19 protein-coding genes are annotated in these 15454 nt (G+C 48.4%); 5 read left to right on the top strand and 14 right to left on the bottom strand.

Annotated elements, in window-relative coordinates:
* Positions 1 to 131: 131 nt before the first annotated feature.
* From SELIN_RS07440 to SELIN_RS07385, 13 genes are all read right to left on the bottom strand, one after another.
* The gene (locus SELIN_RS07440) at positions 132 to 938 is read right to left on the bottom strand and encodes a DUF3800 domain-containing protein (RefSeq protein WP_049871109.1); all 807 of its coding nucleotides are present in this window, start codon (positions 936 to 938) and stop codon (positions 132 to 134) included.
* 438 nt (positions 939 to 1376) lie between these two features.
* The gene (locus SELIN_RS07435; protein ID WP_013506052.1) at positions 1377 to 1775 is read right to left on the bottom strand and encodes a hypothetical protein; all 399 of its coding nucleotides are present in this window, start codon (positions 1773 to 1775) and stop codon (positions 1377 to 1379) included.
* Positions 1762 to 2472, bottom strand: a complete 711-nt coding sequence (locus tag SELIN_RS07430) for a hypothetical protein (protein ID WP_013506051.1) — start codon at positions 2470 to 2472, stop codon at positions 1762 to 1764. Before SELIN_RS07430 ends, SELIN_RS07435 begins: the two co-directional genes overlap by 14 nt.
* Complete coding sequence (locus tag SELIN_RS07425) at positions 2469 to 2696, bottom strand: hypothetical protein (RefSeq protein WP_013506050.1); 228 nt, start codon at positions 2694 to 2696, stop codon at positions 2469 to 2471. Before SELIN_RS07425 ends, SELIN_RS07430 begins: the two co-directional genes overlap by 4 nt.
* Entirely contained in the window at positions 2693 to 3472 is a 780-nt protein-coding gene (locus SELIN_RS07420; RefSeq protein WP_013506049.1) for a hypothetical protein, read from the bottom strand. The genes SELIN_RS07425 and SELIN_RS07420 overlap by 4 nt, the downstream gene beginning before the upstream one ends.
* On the bottom strand, positions 3469 to 4851 hold the full coding sequence (locus tag SELIN_RS07415) for a type IV secretory system conjugative DNA transfer family protein (protein WP_013506048.1): 1383 nt from the start codon (positions 4849 to 4851) through the stop codon (positions 3469 to 3471). Before SELIN_RS07415 ends, SELIN_RS07420 begins: the two co-directional genes overlap by 4 nt.
* Positions 4841 to 5506 (bottom strand): hypothetical protein, encoded by a 666-nt coding sequence (locus SELIN_RS07410; RefSeq protein WP_013506047.1) that lies wholly within the window; start codon positions 5504 to 5506, stop codon positions 4841 to 4843. Before SELIN_RS07410 ends, SELIN_RS07415 begins: the two co-directional genes overlap by 11 nt.
* 375 nt (positions 5507 to 5881) lie before the next feature.
* Positions 5882 to 6229, bottom strand: a complete 348-nt coding sequence (locus SELIN_RS15105; protein WP_156788042.1) for a hypothetical protein — start codon at positions 6227 to 6229, stop codon at positions 5882 to 5884.
* A 66-nt stretch (positions 6230 to 6295) separates the two neighbouring features.
* On the bottom strand, positions 6296 to 6496 hold the full coding sequence (locus SELIN_RS07405; RefSeq protein ID WP_013506046.1) for a hypothetical protein: 201 nt from the start codon (positions 6494 to 6496) through the stop codon (positions 6296 to 6298).
* A complete protein-coding gene (locus SELIN_RS07400) occupies positions 6483 to 7328 on the bottom strand; it encodes an ArdC family protein (protein WP_013506045.1) in 846 nt (281 codons plus the stop codon). Before SELIN_RS07400 ends, SELIN_RS07405 begins: the two co-directional genes overlap by 14 nt.
* Positions 7329 to 7587: 259 nt before the next feature.
* Positions 7588 to 8142, bottom strand: coding sequence for a DUF6573 family protein (locus tag SELIN_RS13920; RefSeq protein ID WP_013506043.1), 555 nt, complete (start codon positions 8140 to 8142; stop codon positions 7588 to 7590).
* 190 nt (positions 8143 to 8332) lie between these two features.
* Positions 8333 to 8545 (bottom strand): hypothetical protein, encoded by a 213-nt coding sequence (locus SELIN_RS07390; RefSeq protein ID WP_156788041.1) that lies wholly within the window; start codon positions 8543 to 8545, stop codon positions 8333 to 8335.
* Between the two features lie 31 nt (positions 8546 to 8576).
* Complete coding sequence (locus SELIN_RS07385) at positions 8577 to 8819, bottom strand: hypothetical protein (RefSeq protein WP_013506042.1); 243 nt, start codon at positions 8817 to 8819, stop codon at positions 8577 to 8579.
* Between the two features lie 1492 nt (positions 8820 to 10311).
* Here SELIN_RS07385 and SELIN_RS07380 point away from each other — a divergent pair.
* On the top strand, positions 10312 to 10530 hold the full coding sequence (locus tag SELIN_RS07380; protein WP_156788040.1) for a hypothetical protein: 219 nt from the start codon (positions 10312 to 10314) through the stop codon (positions 10528 to 10530).
* Positions 10527 to 11309, top strand: coding sequence for a hypothetical protein (locus tag SELIN_RS07375; RefSeq protein WP_013506039.1), 783 nt, complete (start codon positions 10527 to 10529; stop codon positions 11307 to 11309). Before SELIN_RS07380 ends, SELIN_RS07375 begins: the two co-directional genes overlap by 4 nt.
* A 661-nt stretch (positions 11310 to 11970) precedes the next feature.
* On the opposite strand, the gene SELIN_RS07365 is transcribed toward SELIN_RS07375, so the two are convergent.
* The gene (locus tag SELIN_RS07365) at positions 11971 to 13110 is read right to left on the bottom strand and encodes a hypothetical protein (protein ID WP_013506038.1); all 1140 of its coding nucleotides are present in this window, start codon (positions 13108 to 13110) and stop codon (positions 11971 to 11973) included.
* 307 nt (positions 13111 to 13417) lie between these two features.
* Here SELIN_RS07365 and SELIN_RS07360 point away from each other — a divergent pair, with 307 nt between their 5' ends.
* The 3 genes from SELIN_RS07360 to SELIN_RS07350 are packed head-to-tail and all read left to right on the top strand — an operon-like array spanning position 13418 to position 15423.
* On the top strand, positions 13418 to 13642 hold the full coding sequence (locus tag SELIN_RS07360) for a hypothetical protein (protein WP_013506037.1): 225 nt from the start codon (positions 13418 to 13420) through the stop codon (positions 13640 to 13642).
* Positions 13639 to 15174, top strand: coding sequence for a BRO-N domain-containing protein (locus tag SELIN_RS13915; protein WP_013506036.1), 1536 nt, complete (start codon positions 13639 to 13641; stop codon positions 15172 to 15174). The genes SELIN_RS07360 and SELIN_RS13915 overlap by 4 nt, the downstream gene beginning before the upstream one ends.
* Positions 15175 to 15177: 3 nt before the next feature.
* A complete protein-coding gene (locus tag SELIN_RS07350) occupies positions 15178 to 15423 on the top strand; it encodes a hypothetical protein (protein WP_013506035.1) in 246 nt (81 codons plus the stop codon).
* Positions 15424 to 15454: the final 31 nt, after the last annotated feature.

Below are 15454 nucleotides of genomic sequence, written 5' to 3'. Positions count from 1 at the left end.
GTGGGCGGCGGGCCCTCTCTGTGTTGTGGGTAGCTGGTGGATTGCGCTTGACTGAACGAGCCTTTGCGGATGATTAAAGAATTCCCTAGCGGGGATTGGTCAGTAGTTTTACGACAATAATAGGTGATTTTCTATTTTTGACAGTGGTTGAATCGTGCCTGTAGCCGGGAAAAATCCTGAGATGATGCAGGTCTAGGAAGGGAACGAATACTACTCCTGAGTGCTACTTGATTGATGCGATCATTGAAATAATCAAGAAAGATCTTGTAGCCCGGCCTGACTGTCGGCTCAAATTCATAATGAATTAAGCGTCCAAAGATACCGCAAAGCCAATCTGCACATTGTACTGTTTGATAGAGATGGCTTTCGACCTGAACCGGAGGCTCAATCAATCTATAACGGGGCTCTACGCCATACATGGCAATTGATGCCGTTTCCACAATTTCGCCACGGAGTACATTTTCCTCTTGTTGATCAAGAATGAGCATGAATTGGGCTTCGCGTTGTTCAGCTTCCTGATCAAGCCTCTTTATGGCTTCGCGCAATACGGAATGGTAAAGTTTTTTTGCGTCATGACCCTCCACCCGTCTCTTTTTTTCAATGCCCACATATATCAAAAATCCGCCCCTATCTCTGACGGCATTAAATAGACGATAGGTTGCTGCCCGGAGTTCATGATATTTTTCCACATTTTTGACGGTATAAAGTTGAGAGCCCTTCTTTTCCCATTTTGCAGGGTGTTTTTTGCTTTTCTGTAATTCAAAATTTAGGAGATTATTTTTCAATTTGAAGAAATAAGTAGAAAAGTCGCGTACCTGGTTGTACGGTAACACAAGGCCCCCTAAGCCAAAAACCGGATGAGTTTTATGTTTAGGGTCTGTTGCACTGATATAAGGGCCAATATGACCAAACTCGTCAAGGTACGCAATATAAAGCATCTTTACCCCAGAAACGCGAAAGCTCGACCATGAATGTCGAGCCTCGGAAGTGGAGCGTGATGTGATTTCTCTCACCCCGCGTCCACGTATAATATCGGCACAATGTGCATACATGTCAAGGGAATTTATGTTTGGTCATATCCCTCTTTTTCCTGGCGAACTACCTCCCTTTCTGATGACAGGTTCATCTTGCTGAACTTCAGCCATATTCTTCACTGGCGGTTTTGGAGCCTTAATTGTCGCACCGGTTCCATTGTTGGCGATGGTCTTTGGCTGCTCTGGTGCGGGTGATGTCTGCTGGGTAGGGGTGGCCGGTGGGTGCAGGGGGAGTTCTTCGGGGCCGTGGGCACCGGGACGAAAAAAAAGCCCTGCTGGCTCTACGCAAATTTCGCGAATACAGCAGGGCTTATTGGTTTCTGTGAGTTTTCCTAATAGTGATTACGTCTTGGTGGTCTTTTCCTTTTCCGGAGCTTCTTCTTGCTCGCCAGCGATCTTGAACTTTGTTCCCTTGAACTCCATGGCCAGCTCCTTGGCCAGGCGCTTATTGGTTTCAAAGAATGCGTCCAGCAGTGGGTTAATTGCTTCCTGGCGTATCCGCTCAGCTTCGGCAAACGGAATTGAGATGCCGGTGCGATCTTTGAATCGGCGCATGAAGAAGTCGAAGCTTGACATCTGGCGGCGTAAGTAGAATGTCTCCGATGTGTTCTGTTCGATAACAGCAGAGTTCGGCTTTGCTGCTGACTCCAGTTTTCGTGCTCTGGTCTCGTCGCGTCGCTGACGCTGTTGTTCCTGGGTTTGTTGTCTGGCTTGCTTTTTGTTGTCATTAGAAGTGGTCATAAAGTTTCTCCTTTTTACGATGGTATTTATATCCAGCTATGCTGAGCATAGGGATGGCGATGAAAAGGCATGCCCCAATTACCTGGAGCCATGCCCCCTGGATGAATACTGGCCTGAAATCGAGTAACCAGTAGTACCAGGCGTGGCCTGTTTGGGTAGAGATGAAGGGTAGCTTCATCAGGTGAGCAATGATGGATGAGAGGGTTTGCGGTGTCAGGATTTTAAAGTAGATGACATGGTAGATGATGAAGATGATCAGGGCTTTGAGCGTGGCTCCTACCATCACGCCTGCCATGAGATTGCGGATAGTTACTTTCACTACGGTACCGCGATAATACTTCCCCACCATAGCTACCAAGAAGGCGTAGCTGAGAGTGAAGGCAAACATCAGGTAATATGCAAAGAACTGGTCATATAACGTTGGCTCTTTTGCGCCAAAAATAGGGATATACTGGCCGATCACCCCAAGGGACAGGGGTGTGAGCAGTGCCATGAAGATAAGGCCCGCAAGGGCCGTTTTCAGGCCAACAAAGAACATGTCCAGCCTGTTGGCTATGGTGAAGAAGTCTTCAGGCAGTGATCCGGTTACTTCTGAGACGCTGAAACGCTGAATATCACTGATTGCATCGATGATATTCTTTGGTGGCTCGCTCCTGCCTGGGGAAGACTGTACGATCACAGGACCTGAGCTGCTCATGATGCCCATACCTCCACCAATGGCTGCCCGAAGGCAAATATCACTGTAAAGATCACGAATATGAAGCCAAGTGCGGGTTGCTTCCTCCTGATCCAGAACCACATGCTTGCAAGCAAGCACATGAGCGCTAAGGCGCGGGCAATGTTGCCCGAGAAGAGATTTTCAAAAATTATGGCCCACATTTGGCCATATTCTTCCTCGTTGACGTAATCAAGTGGGTTCATGATTCCTCCTCCAAGTCGTTTTGTTGTTCAACAAACGGTTCAATCTTCATGATCTCTATTTTCAGCTGCGTGCTGCCGAAATGTGATTGATCAAAGTGGTGCAGAGGAATGGCGTACAGGCTGTTCTTTTTGGCTTTACCTGGCATGTGAATCACGAACTCGCCACAACCATCGAATGCCAGTAGTTTCTGGAGTGTTGAAGTAAGGAAATCGTTAATGTGTTGTGTCTGGTTCGTATATTCCTCTCTCCAGCGCTCCTTTGTGATGGCATAGCTCTCCAGGACCTTTCTCAGTACACCGCTCGAAACAAAGACATAGCCTCCAAAATCAAAAGCGATGGGCTTCTCTGATGTATTCACCTGGAATGACAGGTGCGTCAGGTACTCATGGGCCTTGAACCATCCCATATCCGCTTCGTTAAACTTTTCAGGGATGAGATTTTGGGTATTTTCTTCTGGGGGAGCTGCATTGCTCATGGGTTCTTCAGGTGGACCAGGTATATGTTCAGGTGGGGCCGATTGGATGGGTACCGGATCTGTTTGGACTGGCAGGGGCGTTTCTTCTTTCCAGATGCTGCAGATGTCAGCGATATTGATGATGATTTCAGGGTTTTTATGAAAATATCGGGTCCTGATGATTAAGCAAATGATCACGACGACGCCTGTTATCTGTAGCGCATACCGAGGGCTCAGTTTACCGATGGTCATCAGGTAGATAACGGTGTTGGAGTAAAGAATGACGCCTAGAATTGCCAGAGTTCTACGTGCCGCGATCATCCTTCACCCCTTGAATCTGTGTTGTCATGGGTGAGCACGGATTCACTGGCATCGCTCCCTGGGAACTTAAGCTTCACATAACTCTCTTCGCAGGGCAGCGTGATGCCTTTGTACGCGCCGCTGTATGTAGTCATATAGAACTGGCGCGGCTGCAGCTTCTGCAGGGTATCGGGTTGCAGAAGCGCCTCTTCTGCCTCGCGCATTGAGAAATGGCCGTCACTACTGAGGATAGGCAGGAATTTCCTGATGTTGCCAAAGTGCTCCAGACCATACTTGGCGGTGATTGGGTCGGGAACCCGGAGGAACATTTTTGTGTTGATGTTATCCATGATGGAGTCAGCAAGGGAACGATCTTTGAGGGCTGCTACCAGCTGATTGTAGCTCTGGCAGAATCCGTGTACCCAGCACCCGGCTCCGCCGGCCTTCGCGAATAGGTCGTCAATACCTTGATAAAGCACATTGTGAGCTTCATCGATGTAGAGGCACAGTTCTGGATTGAGTTTCTGGCCGGAAAGAAATAATCGGCCTACATACGCCTGGATCATTGAGATAATGACTTTGCCGAGGGTGTAGCTGGCTTTCCTGGTCATCATAGAGGCAAGGCGAACCACAAAGATCACACCTTTGCCACTGTATAGCCGGTCAAGGATGCGGTTCTCGTCCGTTGTCTGGCCGAGAATATACCCAACTGCACCCTGGGAAAGCTCAGTAAGGGCAACGCGCAAACTGGAGGCAACTTTGCCGTAGTAGTCTGGTGGGTTGCTAAGGATTGCCCGGATATCGCGGGCAATTTGGCGGGCCTCGTCAGAGTCGAGATGGCTTACAGAGTTATGAAGTTCTGTCAGGTCAAGCCGGGATATCTGATTTTTGAGGAATTCAAAATTCCATAGAGCTTTAGTGTTGTCTGCCTCTGCAATGAGAGTCAGCGCTTGAACTACAACCAGGGTGAGTTCGTAGGATACGTTGAAAAAGAACGGCTCACGGCCCACTTCGATACCGGCCACAGTGTGCCCAACAAGCTCCTCGATGATAGACCAGTGCTTGAGTGGGTTGAGCCTGGCTGAGATATCCGGGAAGAATGGGTCAATTATAATCAGGTCATCCATCCTGCCAGTTTCCCTGGCAACCTGGATGATTTTTGCAAGGATCTCCATGTCGCCTTTGGGATCAATGAACCCAATGTTCCTACCGGCACGAATATCCTGCTCAATCATGCCATCGATGAGGCGGGTCTTTCCACTGCGAGTGGTTCCAAAGCACCAGAAGTGGCCACTACGGTGCTTCTGATCAATCGAAATACGCAGTGGCTTGTGCTGCTTTGAAAGGGAAACACCATCACCAAGATAGAGTGGTCTGTCTTTTCGGAATTTACTGAACATGTTGCCCATCCAGTTTGATAAGTATTTGCTCGCCGATCTCCTTGGCTGTTGCTTTTATGGCTTGCCATGGGATTTTATGATTGGTGGTTATGACTGCTTTGATGCCTGGTAAGCGGTATGTGCATTCAAACTGAATGTGGCTGTGATCTTGGTTGAGTTTTTGACGTAAGAGTGCTTCTGGGATGACCGGGTGCTGCATTGAGCACATAACAACACCATCTCGAACGGCTACCGGGTAGACGTGCACCGAGCTATTAATGTCGAGGGATTTTGCCAGGCGGGTTTGGTGTTTAAAGGAGCAGAGGCCTTTTATGTGGATTCCGGGGAGCTCCAGAATGAGATCCCTGGATAGAGTAACTCTCAGCACTCTCGCCTGTAGAATTTGCCGTGACCGCTGCAGTATGCGGATGCGGCGGTAGGAGTGCGTCATTCTTCTGGTAAATATTCGGGACTCATTGAGATGAGAGATTGAGGCGAGAATGGTTTTGAGTACGGAATATGGAATTTGATCGCGGACAGAGACAGTTCTATCCTTGCTGTAAATGAATACATCATGGGGCGGGGCTGGGTTAATGAAGACTGATCGCTTAAAGTGAGCACTCAGAATGCGTTCGGATATGTATAGCACTTCCCAGAAATTCTCCTTTTCGTACATGTAGGCCTCTGCTTGAATGGAGGTCAGGGAATAATCATCTCCCTACAGGGTATGTGGGTAGGAGCGGAAGTTTTGTGCAGGTGGGGCTGGAATTGCGAATTACCTTGAGTGACAAGTAGTTTACTGAATGGTTAAAATTTGCACAGGGGTGTATTGAAATTGCACAGCAATTTATAATGGTTCCAAGTGTAATTTGAACTATAGTGACACTTACACTCTTGGCATGTAACGTGCTTTTATTGTTGTTCACTCTCTCCTTCTCTCATAGAACTCCTTCCTTCGGCCCCCTGCTCCTCCCCTGGCAGGGGGCCACTTCGTTTTGGGCAAAAAAAAAGCCCCGCTGGGCTTGGTGGCCGGTGCGGGGCGGTGTGGGTATTACACGACTTCCTCTTCGTTGAAAAGGAGGGGTGTATGGGATAGGCTTGGTTCTTGTTGGTTGTGGGTATAGGCTCCACTGCCCTCAAACTGGAGAAAGTCGAAGCCAATGACACGATACCCTTTGCTTTCAAGTACAGCGAGATTGTCAGCTGACAACTCAATGCACTCGTAAGGGTTATTTTGTCTGGAGCCATTTTGGGTCCAGGCAGGTGCTACATCAAGCAAGTGCCCCTTACCAGCAGATGGTTCAAGTATTCTGGGGTGCCTTGGGCGCGTTGTGAATTTTGACCACATGTGGCGGGCGAGTTTTGCGGGTGTCGGGTAGAATTGATTGTCTTTTTGCATTGTCAGTTCCATTTCTGGAGGCGCAAAAAAAGCCCCATCGGGGGCTTTGTGCCCCCGGTTGGGGTGTTATGACTTGATTATTTTGACACTTTCTTCAATTGCGGAGTCGATATCGTCTCTGATGAGCTTTTCAGGAAGTGTATTCCCTGAATCTTCATCAATTACGCTGATGACATACTTGCCGCGATTGGCGGTGATTATGACCTTGATACAATCCTTGAGGTTCTTGAATTCAAAGAGTTGAACATGAAGGTCAATGTTCTTCATGGGTCACCCCCTGTATCCAGTCAGCTGCCTTTTGGGCTGCGCTGCCAGCTTTGATGATCATCTTGGGATCACTCTTGAGTTTGCGAAGCCAGCTACCGATGTACGCGGCACTGTTTTCCAGTGTCACGTTCTCGATACGGGCAACGCCACAAAGCATAGCTGCAGCCATTTCAGCTACCAGTTCCTCTTCCGAGTAGACTTCAGAACCAAAGCCATTACTCGCGACAACACCTGTGCGGTTGAGTCGTGAATGGTGGCCGGTGCTGTGAGCCAGTTCATGGAAGAGGGTGGAGTAATACTCTTCTGGTTGCCTATAGTCGCTCAGTGATGGGATTGATACCTGGTCCGTGCTGGGGCGGTAGAAGGCTTTGCCTGGGGCAAAGGAGATGGATGGTCCTTGCTGGTAGCTGGCGGCGATGCGCTCAGCTTCCTGGATAGGATCGTGGTTCCACTCTTCACCTATCCTCTTACTCTCAATACCCTCCGTATCGTCGATATGGAAAACATTGTAGTAGCGGAGGATTGGAGCCCTCTTTTGACCTTCTACCTGGACAACTTCACCTTCTTCCTGGTCCTTGGGGAATTTCCAGAAGACAACGGTTTGCCCTTTGGCTCCCTTTTTGACCTTTCCACCGGCTTCCTGAACTTGTTTGAAGGTCAGGTACTCGCCTGGGGCAAGCAACATGGCGTTGATGCCACGATAAGGCCGCTGGGTTTTCCAGTTGCGGGCGAGGCCGTTTTTGCTCCAGGGCATGCGCCAGGGTATTATGCCTTTTTCCAGTTGGTCGATGATCTTGTTGGTTACGATTTCGTATACAGATATCTTTTTCATGTCGTGCTCCTTATTGGGTGTTCCAAGAGAACGCACGACTCCCCAGCGGGGAGCGTGGCTCCCCGGGTGGGGTGGTTATAAGTTACATTCACAATCTGGGTCGTAGGGATCATCAACCTGTTCACCGCATACACGGCAAAACCAGTCGTCTTCATACCCCTCGTACCCATCGTTATCGGGCCATATAATCCTTATAAACTGCCCGTGGCAGTCAATCTCCTCTGCCGCTGGAAGATTGCACAGGTTCATGACTCACCCCTCAATCCTCATGCGGAAGCATGAGGGTGATAACGTGTTCACCGTTGTCACCTGGGCCACTGTAGGCTTTGTAAGTGACAAGGCGGGCACGGGTGTCGCCTTTTGGTATGCGCTTCAGGCTGAACTTCAACTCTGGGCCGTCAACACGGTTGTTCTTAATGGCCCATGCGGCCATATACAAAACATCCCAGAGTCTACCTGATTCGTCTTGATGTGCTTCTTGTATGTGTTTGCGTGCTTCCTGCTCTGCCTGCTCCTGGGTTGGCCATGGGCCACCGGGTAACTCATTTTCACCATCAGAAGACACCAAGATCCAGTGTCCAGCATTATCGCCATAAGTTTCTGGATCATCGGCTAACTGCCAAGGTATAGCTGGACTCGGATGGCCATTGTCCCATGATACAGCGTCCTCCCAGAGGGCGCTTGTCATGGCGACGGGTACGGTGAACCCAGCTTCGTTAGCGGTTTCTGACACGTCCACAAGGATGCCATCGGCAATGGCTTGAGCGCGGGAGTAAGAGTAGACTGCTTCTCCGAAGATTTCTTGTATGGTCATGGTATCCTCCAGTTGGTTCCGGAGACGCAAAAAGCCCCAAGGGGCTTTGGTCCCCTTGGGGTAGATGATGTGTTTGATTGATGTGTGAGGTGGAATTATTTTCGGTGCGACCAGTAGTAGACGAATCTACCACCAAGTATGCCGATCGCGAGCAAAATAAATGGCGATAACAATGCCAGTATAGGGTTGCTCATAATTCACCTCCTTGGTTCTTTTGGGTGCCATCATCAGGAGCTCTTTTTTCTGCTGTACCTAAAGCATAAAGTATAGCAGAAACAGCATAAAGGCAAGATGTAATGGCAACTGCAAAGGTTATAACAAGTGGCGCTTCTTCAGAAAAGATATCTGCGATAAAAAAACCGGCAAATACCATATTTCCGAGATCAAGAAGTTTTGTCGCCATAATTGTCATGAATTTTGGGTCTGAGTTTCTCCTATGCGGCATAGAATTCCTCCATCGCGTGGAAGTTCTCAATTGCCCATTTCAGCCAGTCTATGATCCGTTCGCCGTGAAGCGAGTGGTACACCTGGGCGGCTTCATGGGCTGGGAGATTGATTCCTTCAAGGAAAAGGGCTTCCTGGAAGACAAAACCGGGGTATGGAAAGAACTCCATGTCCATAACTTCACCTTCCGCATCACGGATGATTCGGCATTCGCCGAGTTCTACTTCAAACATGATGCCCTCCTTGCGGAAGCCATCTTTCACCAATAAGCACTGATCCGTATGGAACGGTGTCAAAGGTCATTCCGAAGTGATTAGAGACGCCATTTATGGTGCGAAAGAAAATACCGAGAATCTCGTGTTTGAATATTTCAACTCGTTTTGTGCGCTTCATCTTTGAATCCTCCAGTTGTTCGCTGCTGCAGATGCGGCAGGTAATGGACCAGGAGGACGCATTTTTCCCCCAAGGGGTACTTTGCGACCCCCTGCAGGGTTGATTAGATAACTTCTAAGGTACTCGGGTTGACCCGGGTACGCTTAACTTCTGCTATCGCTCTTCTTGCTGGCTTCTCCAGTGTGGCAACCACAAGGGCGACTACAGGGAGAACCGCACAAAGCGTAGTAAACATAACAACATCCATGACATGCTCCTTAGAATGTAATTCCAGGACGCACGTATCCCACAGGGATATTGCACCCTGGTGGGTTGGAAATTTTAAAACGATGACTATGTGTGTATCAGGTGCGAAGATGCAGGCTGGCCATACAGGATATGGAACCGCAGCCGTCCGGCTATGGAGTGCATAGAATCGCGGATTACAAAACACCTGAAGGGGTAGAAAGGGAAATGGCGCGTAACTAGATAGCCCAGGCGCATTGTGACAGCAGGGAAGGGTTTATCCTTGCTCAAGGAGAAAATCAAACGACAATACTACTGGCCATGCAGGACATGGAATCACAGTCTCCGGCTATGGAGTGCATAGAATCGCGGAGTGAAGTAGTGTGTGTGATTTTATAAACCTGCAAAGTGCAGGCGAGACCCAGTTAAGGGCAAGAGTGAGAGATGCTTTTCATGGTAGTAAATTTTCTTCTTCTGTCAATAAAAAAATACGCAAAAACATGAATATTTGGCATGGTTCTTGCTCTTTTCTTTAATAATAGCTTTAATAATAGCTTTAGGAGATTGCGTAAAAAGTAACATGGTTTTTTTGCAGTGGTTTATCCTGTGGAAAACTGTTTTTCCGGTCGGCTGAATACACTAAAAGGTCGGCTGAGTACACAAAAACGTCGGCTGAGTACACATGTTAGCCTTAACTAATGCGTTTTCCACAACTTTTGTGGGTTTTAGTGTTGAAATGATGTTGAAATACTGGTTGGTTGCGGATTTACGAAGATGCTGCTGCTTTAATCGGGTGATGTTTCCGGTTATGTGAATAGCGTTTTGCTCTGAAAAATCTCATCACTTGAACTTGTCAATTAAAAAAATCTATATCAACGTAAACTATCAAACTACTCACCGGCAACACAGCGGAGACCCACGACCGGATTACCCTGCTACTGTCAGGGTTTTCTGGAAATTATGTGACAGTAAATACACACTTCACTATTGCAACAACACCGTTGATGATGTAGATTCTTAAGCTACATTTTTGTAGTCCAGTGTGGGCACATAACAATTTAAGGGATGAATCCACTCGTAAAACAGTAGAAGGAGATGTGTATGGGCATGATTCCTCTCCCAAACCATGGCGGCAAGTATGCTCTTGGCGAGCATGATGTCATGTTTCAGGGTGCAGATCGTGAACCTGAGTATTTCAACAGGCCTGGTAAGGGTAATGTGGCGGGTGCTGTAACCGAGTTTCCAGATGAGAATATTCGCCAGGCTACCCGCCGCCTAGTGGAAGGGTATTCCTACAGAGACTATCTGGAGGATACTGGTCGGTGACTCAAGAAAATCAAACCGTGCCAGCTCCTAGGCTTTGCCCTCGGGGGCTGGCTTTTTATTTATATTATTTTGCGAAGTTCATGGAACGCGAGCTTATCTCTTATTTCACGGCGGGTAGAAATTTCCTGGCAACAGAAGGCTTCCTTTTCAAACTCAAGATTCTACTTGATTCAGGGCGGTTTCACCAATCAGAGCTACAGGGGTTCGTTGATGCTGTTCAAAAGAGTCAGTGGAAAATAGAGTCTCTTCATATCAAGATAAACGATGTTGTAGATGATGATAACAGCCGAACCATTGCGCTTGAGTTTACAGATAGTCATAAAAATGAAATATTCCATCTGTTTTACGAGGCTTATACCACCATCAGTCTCTATTATGAAAACAGTAAATACTTCCCTGATCCGCTGACGGAATTTCATAATTTTTTATCGCATATGGTTTCAGCCTGGGCTGCCTTACCTGGGGATAAATGTAAGTTCAGCAGCAACGTGCAGCGTGGATTCAATCACCTTTTTCGAGGGGCGCTGGATATCTATAAAATACTTATTATTCGTGAAATCCATAAGGCCTCCGGGGCATCCTTAAACAAGCTGCGACAGTTAAGGCAATACGAATGTGCAACTATCGGGAAGCGTCACGACGATTATGCCAAGCGCCTGATAAATGCCTACAGAAAGCTGTTTTTCGAGATCGCTGATGGGCCAGACGGTTATAAGCCAACGATAAACGGATGGGTTAAACTGCGAAAACCCTTGGATGAAGAAGCCCAGTTATCTTAGCCTGCTAACGAGCAGTGTTGGATAGTCAGCATATAACTCCCCCCTTGACATCCCCTGACTCTTTTCCTAGATTACATACAGACAGGCCGTGGTGGTAGGAGCGCCCCACCTTAAAAAAAGAAAGTTCCAAACAGAATGTAAGTGGCGGCAGGGGCACCCCACTTTAAATAATGAAAGCCCCAAACAGAGTTACCTGTCGGGAAAGCCTCCTTTATCGGGGGCTTTTCTATTTATGTGGTGAAAAAATGCAGTTAAGAAAGCTTGATTTCTCATTTTACAATGACAACTCTCACCTCGACTTTCGCAATCCCGCTGAGGACATCAATAAAGCATAAAGCTGCCTATTTCACAGTTCATGGTGAGCAGAAGGGGTTAGATTTCTCGAAGGCTCTTTATATCTCCAATCAACAGTATATATCCTCTGAATCATTCAAAATACCTGCTTCGGAGCATTCCAGGTTGACCGGGAAGGCGCACTTTATCGCAACAAAATTCGAGAAGTACGTAGAGACATATATTCAGGCTGCAAAAGCCAATAATCAAAACATCCTATCAAGAAAAGAGTATCGGCACTCCACCTGATCAATTACCATAGGGAACTGGGATTATAAAAACTCCCCAGCGGGGCACCTACTGGGGAGAAAATGGGCGTTTTCAGTGTCTATTCTGCAGCTAATTCACTTGATGATTGAAGGTGAGATACGAGATCGGGGATGACATTATCTTGTAGGCCTAACCGGGCCACTACTTCAATGCCTCCATTGGGTGTTCTTTTAGCTACCATCCAGTTGATTCCCATTCTCCGTTCAAAAATCACATGTTGCTCATTTGTGTTAAGTATTGTGGCAAAAGCACGCGTCCCGTCTTCCCTTGAGAGGAGCACTGGGCCAAGTTCCTCAGTGTTGTACCAGTCGAGCCGCCAGCGAATGTGCTCGTAGTCAGGATTTCCGTATTGGTTAAAGAGTGGTCGCGCAAGTGCATCAACGTTGATGTTGATCAGCGTGGCTGCGCCGGTGTCAAAATTAATGAGAGCAAAATCATCACGTCGCGCTACTCCGATAGTAGAACCAAAACTCCTCACAGCACTTGCCACAGATGCCACAGATCCCTGCTGAGCAGTGTCTGGTTTGTGGGCGAGAAGGTGTCGCGTTTCGAGTACTTCACCTGGTTGATATGAAGTAATTCTCCAGTCTTCAGGTATGGCCACGGAAATAGCGGGCTTTCCAAGCTCATAAATGAAACCATTAAAACCACCGCGGGTCACGAGGAAGCCCCTGGAAAGTGCAATTACATCGTCTCCCACGAATCGCTGACCAGTCACCGTCGTCACTTGCTGTTGCCCATTCACCTGCCGTTGAATAGTGGCAATAGTGATTGGAGGGCTGCCTGTACCTGCTCGCATGAACTTAATAGTTGCCACTCTCCCATCATAAATCATATAGGTTGAGTCACCACTAAGGTTATCAATCCTGATTCGCTCAATATTTCCCTCTGGGTCAAGGTAACGCGAACCGTTGATAATAGGGCCTGCTTTTTGGATCTGGTAGGTGACGGGTTTGTTAAGGGCGGGGAGTTGATTTATTTTATTCATCAACTCATCTTCCGTGATAAACGATTCTGGTTGTTGTAGTTGCGGTGGTTGTTGCTGCTGGAAACGCTGCTGGTTGGCCTGTTGCATGCGGGCTTGCATGAGCTCGGCAAACTGCTGCTGTTGCTGCCGCTGATGTGTAGTCGGGCTGAAGCAGCCCATAAGGGCGAGCGAAGAACTAAGGGTAAGTAAAACGATAATCACTCTCTTCATAGTCTCCTCCTTGCAATTATGATTGAATGTTAAGTAATATCAATCAGTATTGCAATTAAAATGTAACTTTCATATCCCCCCTTGACATCCCCACCACTTTTCACTTATCCTGAAATCCTCACGAAACCATTGGCGGCTATCCGCACCCGTAAGCTGTGGCTTTTTTATTTCTGCCAACCATTATTGGCGGGTTACAGCCGGAAATATAACACCTTTACGGGAATACCGGGGCGGTTCCAATGGACCGTGAGTGCGCCCGCCGTTACGCATACCTGACGGCATACTCAAAACCATTGGAGGTGCCATCATGGCCCAACAACTCTCCTCTGCGCCAGCTGATCCGCTGGCTCGTCTCGAAGACGTTTCCCGCAAGATCGACTTCCTCTCCTTTGCCCTCAGCAGCGACAACATCACCGAAATCAACGATTTTCGCAGGTGCGGCCTGATGCTCATCATGCAGGATATCCGCGATGATATCCAGGCGTCAGTCATTGATCTGCTCCCTGTGGTTTCCAGGGAGGTGCGGCCATGAGTGGCACCAATCTTCAAACTATCGAATTTAATTACGATGGAATACCTGTTCGCACAGACATTGTGGATGGCGAACCCCTGTTCAACGTGAATGATCTGTGCACTGCGTTGGAACATACAAACTCCAGAAAAGCGCTTAAAGACTTGGTTGACGCCGAGGACGTAACCGTACGTTACACCCTTTCGCCTGGCGGTAAGCAAAAAGCAAACTTCGTCACTGAATCCGGTATGTGGGCACTGATTCTTGGGAGCCGCACGCAGGCGGCCAAGAAGGTGAAGCGCTGGGTCACTTCTGAGGTTTTGCCCAGTATTCGCCGCCACGGCGCGTATCACAGGGATGATGCCGAGTTGCCGGGGTCGGGCAGCGCTCCAGGTGGAGGCGAAAGCAAAAGCAATGAGCCGCCGCTGATCATTGAGTGCCGGACTGTTGGGAGTCGTTCGACAAACACCGTGCGTGCTCGGAATCTGTACGATGCGCTTGGAATATGGGCTGCTCACCGGGTCAGTTATGATGAATGGCTGGCGGGGATATTTGAGCAATATCGTGATGTGTTCAAGGTCAATGTGGATTGGGTGCAGCGTAATACTCCCAAGAGTAAAACCTACCCAGGAATGCAGACCTGGTTTTCGGTGGCTATGGCTCAGGTGATAATCAGTCAATGCGATACGCCGCAGGCGCAGGCCATGATGCGCTACTACAACATCGACATTCCCGCTGGTAAGGTGGACGAAACCGCCAAGGTGAGGGCACTTCCTGTATCTATGGCTTTGTATGTTCCCAAGTACTGCTTGCCGGCGGTGGAGACTATTATCTTTCACGGGCAGCGGGAGTATATTCGATACGTCCAGGTTGATCGCAAAATCTGGCTCCATGAAGTTGATGTGGCCAAGTTCACGGAATCCAATTCAGTTATGCCGAAAGTATGGTTTCCTGAAGCGAATCGGAGTGATGCTGAGGTGTATGTGCCCGGCGTTGGCTACGTCCTGACTACATTTGTCCTGGCCGCTGATATTTTCGAATACGGGAAGAAGTGGATGGATGGACCGGTGCGGGAATTCTGCGACTTGCTCGAAGAATGCAGGTTGGTCGAACGGGATCTTCCCTATGAAGTGTTCGGCAGTGCGATAAATGAGGATCAGCAAAAAGAGGCCGTGAAGGCCATGAAGGAACGTGTAATGAATTTATGCGTGCCGCAATCTGCTGCTGAAGATGTTTTTGCTGAGATGGCAAAGATAATCCGCAAGCACTTCAATGTTCAGTTGCTCAGTGATGTTCCAGCCTGGAGGTTTCGTGAGCTCATGAGTTTGATACGGATGATGGACTTAACCCATGTGAGCCTTGTGCGAATGACCATCAACAAAGATACTCCTCCCTGGATGGAGGGGCTTAACCGAAGGGTGAGCGCCCTGGAAGATCAAATGGGTCAGGTGTTAAAGCACTTAAACTACATGAAGAATCATGAAGAGCAGGGTAATGGCGGCTTCACGGCTGACAGTGTGGCCCAGCTCCTCCGCGCAGTGACCAGGGGGTGATGTATGGTCAGTGTCGTCGAAGCAAGAGGAATGAGGTTGACACAGGGTATGCCGGTCAGGAAGATGCCGCTGATCTGCCGCACTCGCTTTGGAGTCTATCACCTGCAGCAGCGGGGTGAGTATCTTGAGTGGCATTGCCCGGAGGAAGGCCACACGCTGGCGCCAAGGATCAGCAGCGTGGAGAAGATGGAGCGCTATGCCCGGATTGTGTTTGGGAAGGCTGTGGTGGAGGGAATTCCAGCGAGCTGAGTGTGAAAATTTTCTTTGAAATTCTCTTGTG

The sequence above is a fragment of the Desulfurispirillum indicum S5 genome (assembly GCF_000177635.2).
GTDB lineage: Bacteria > Chrysiogenota > Chrysiogenetes > Chrysiogenales > Chrysiogenaceae > Desulfurispirillum > Desulfurispirillum indicum.
Note: the sequence above shows the minus strand (reverse complement) of the source record. Positions and strands in the feature narration are given on the sequence as shown.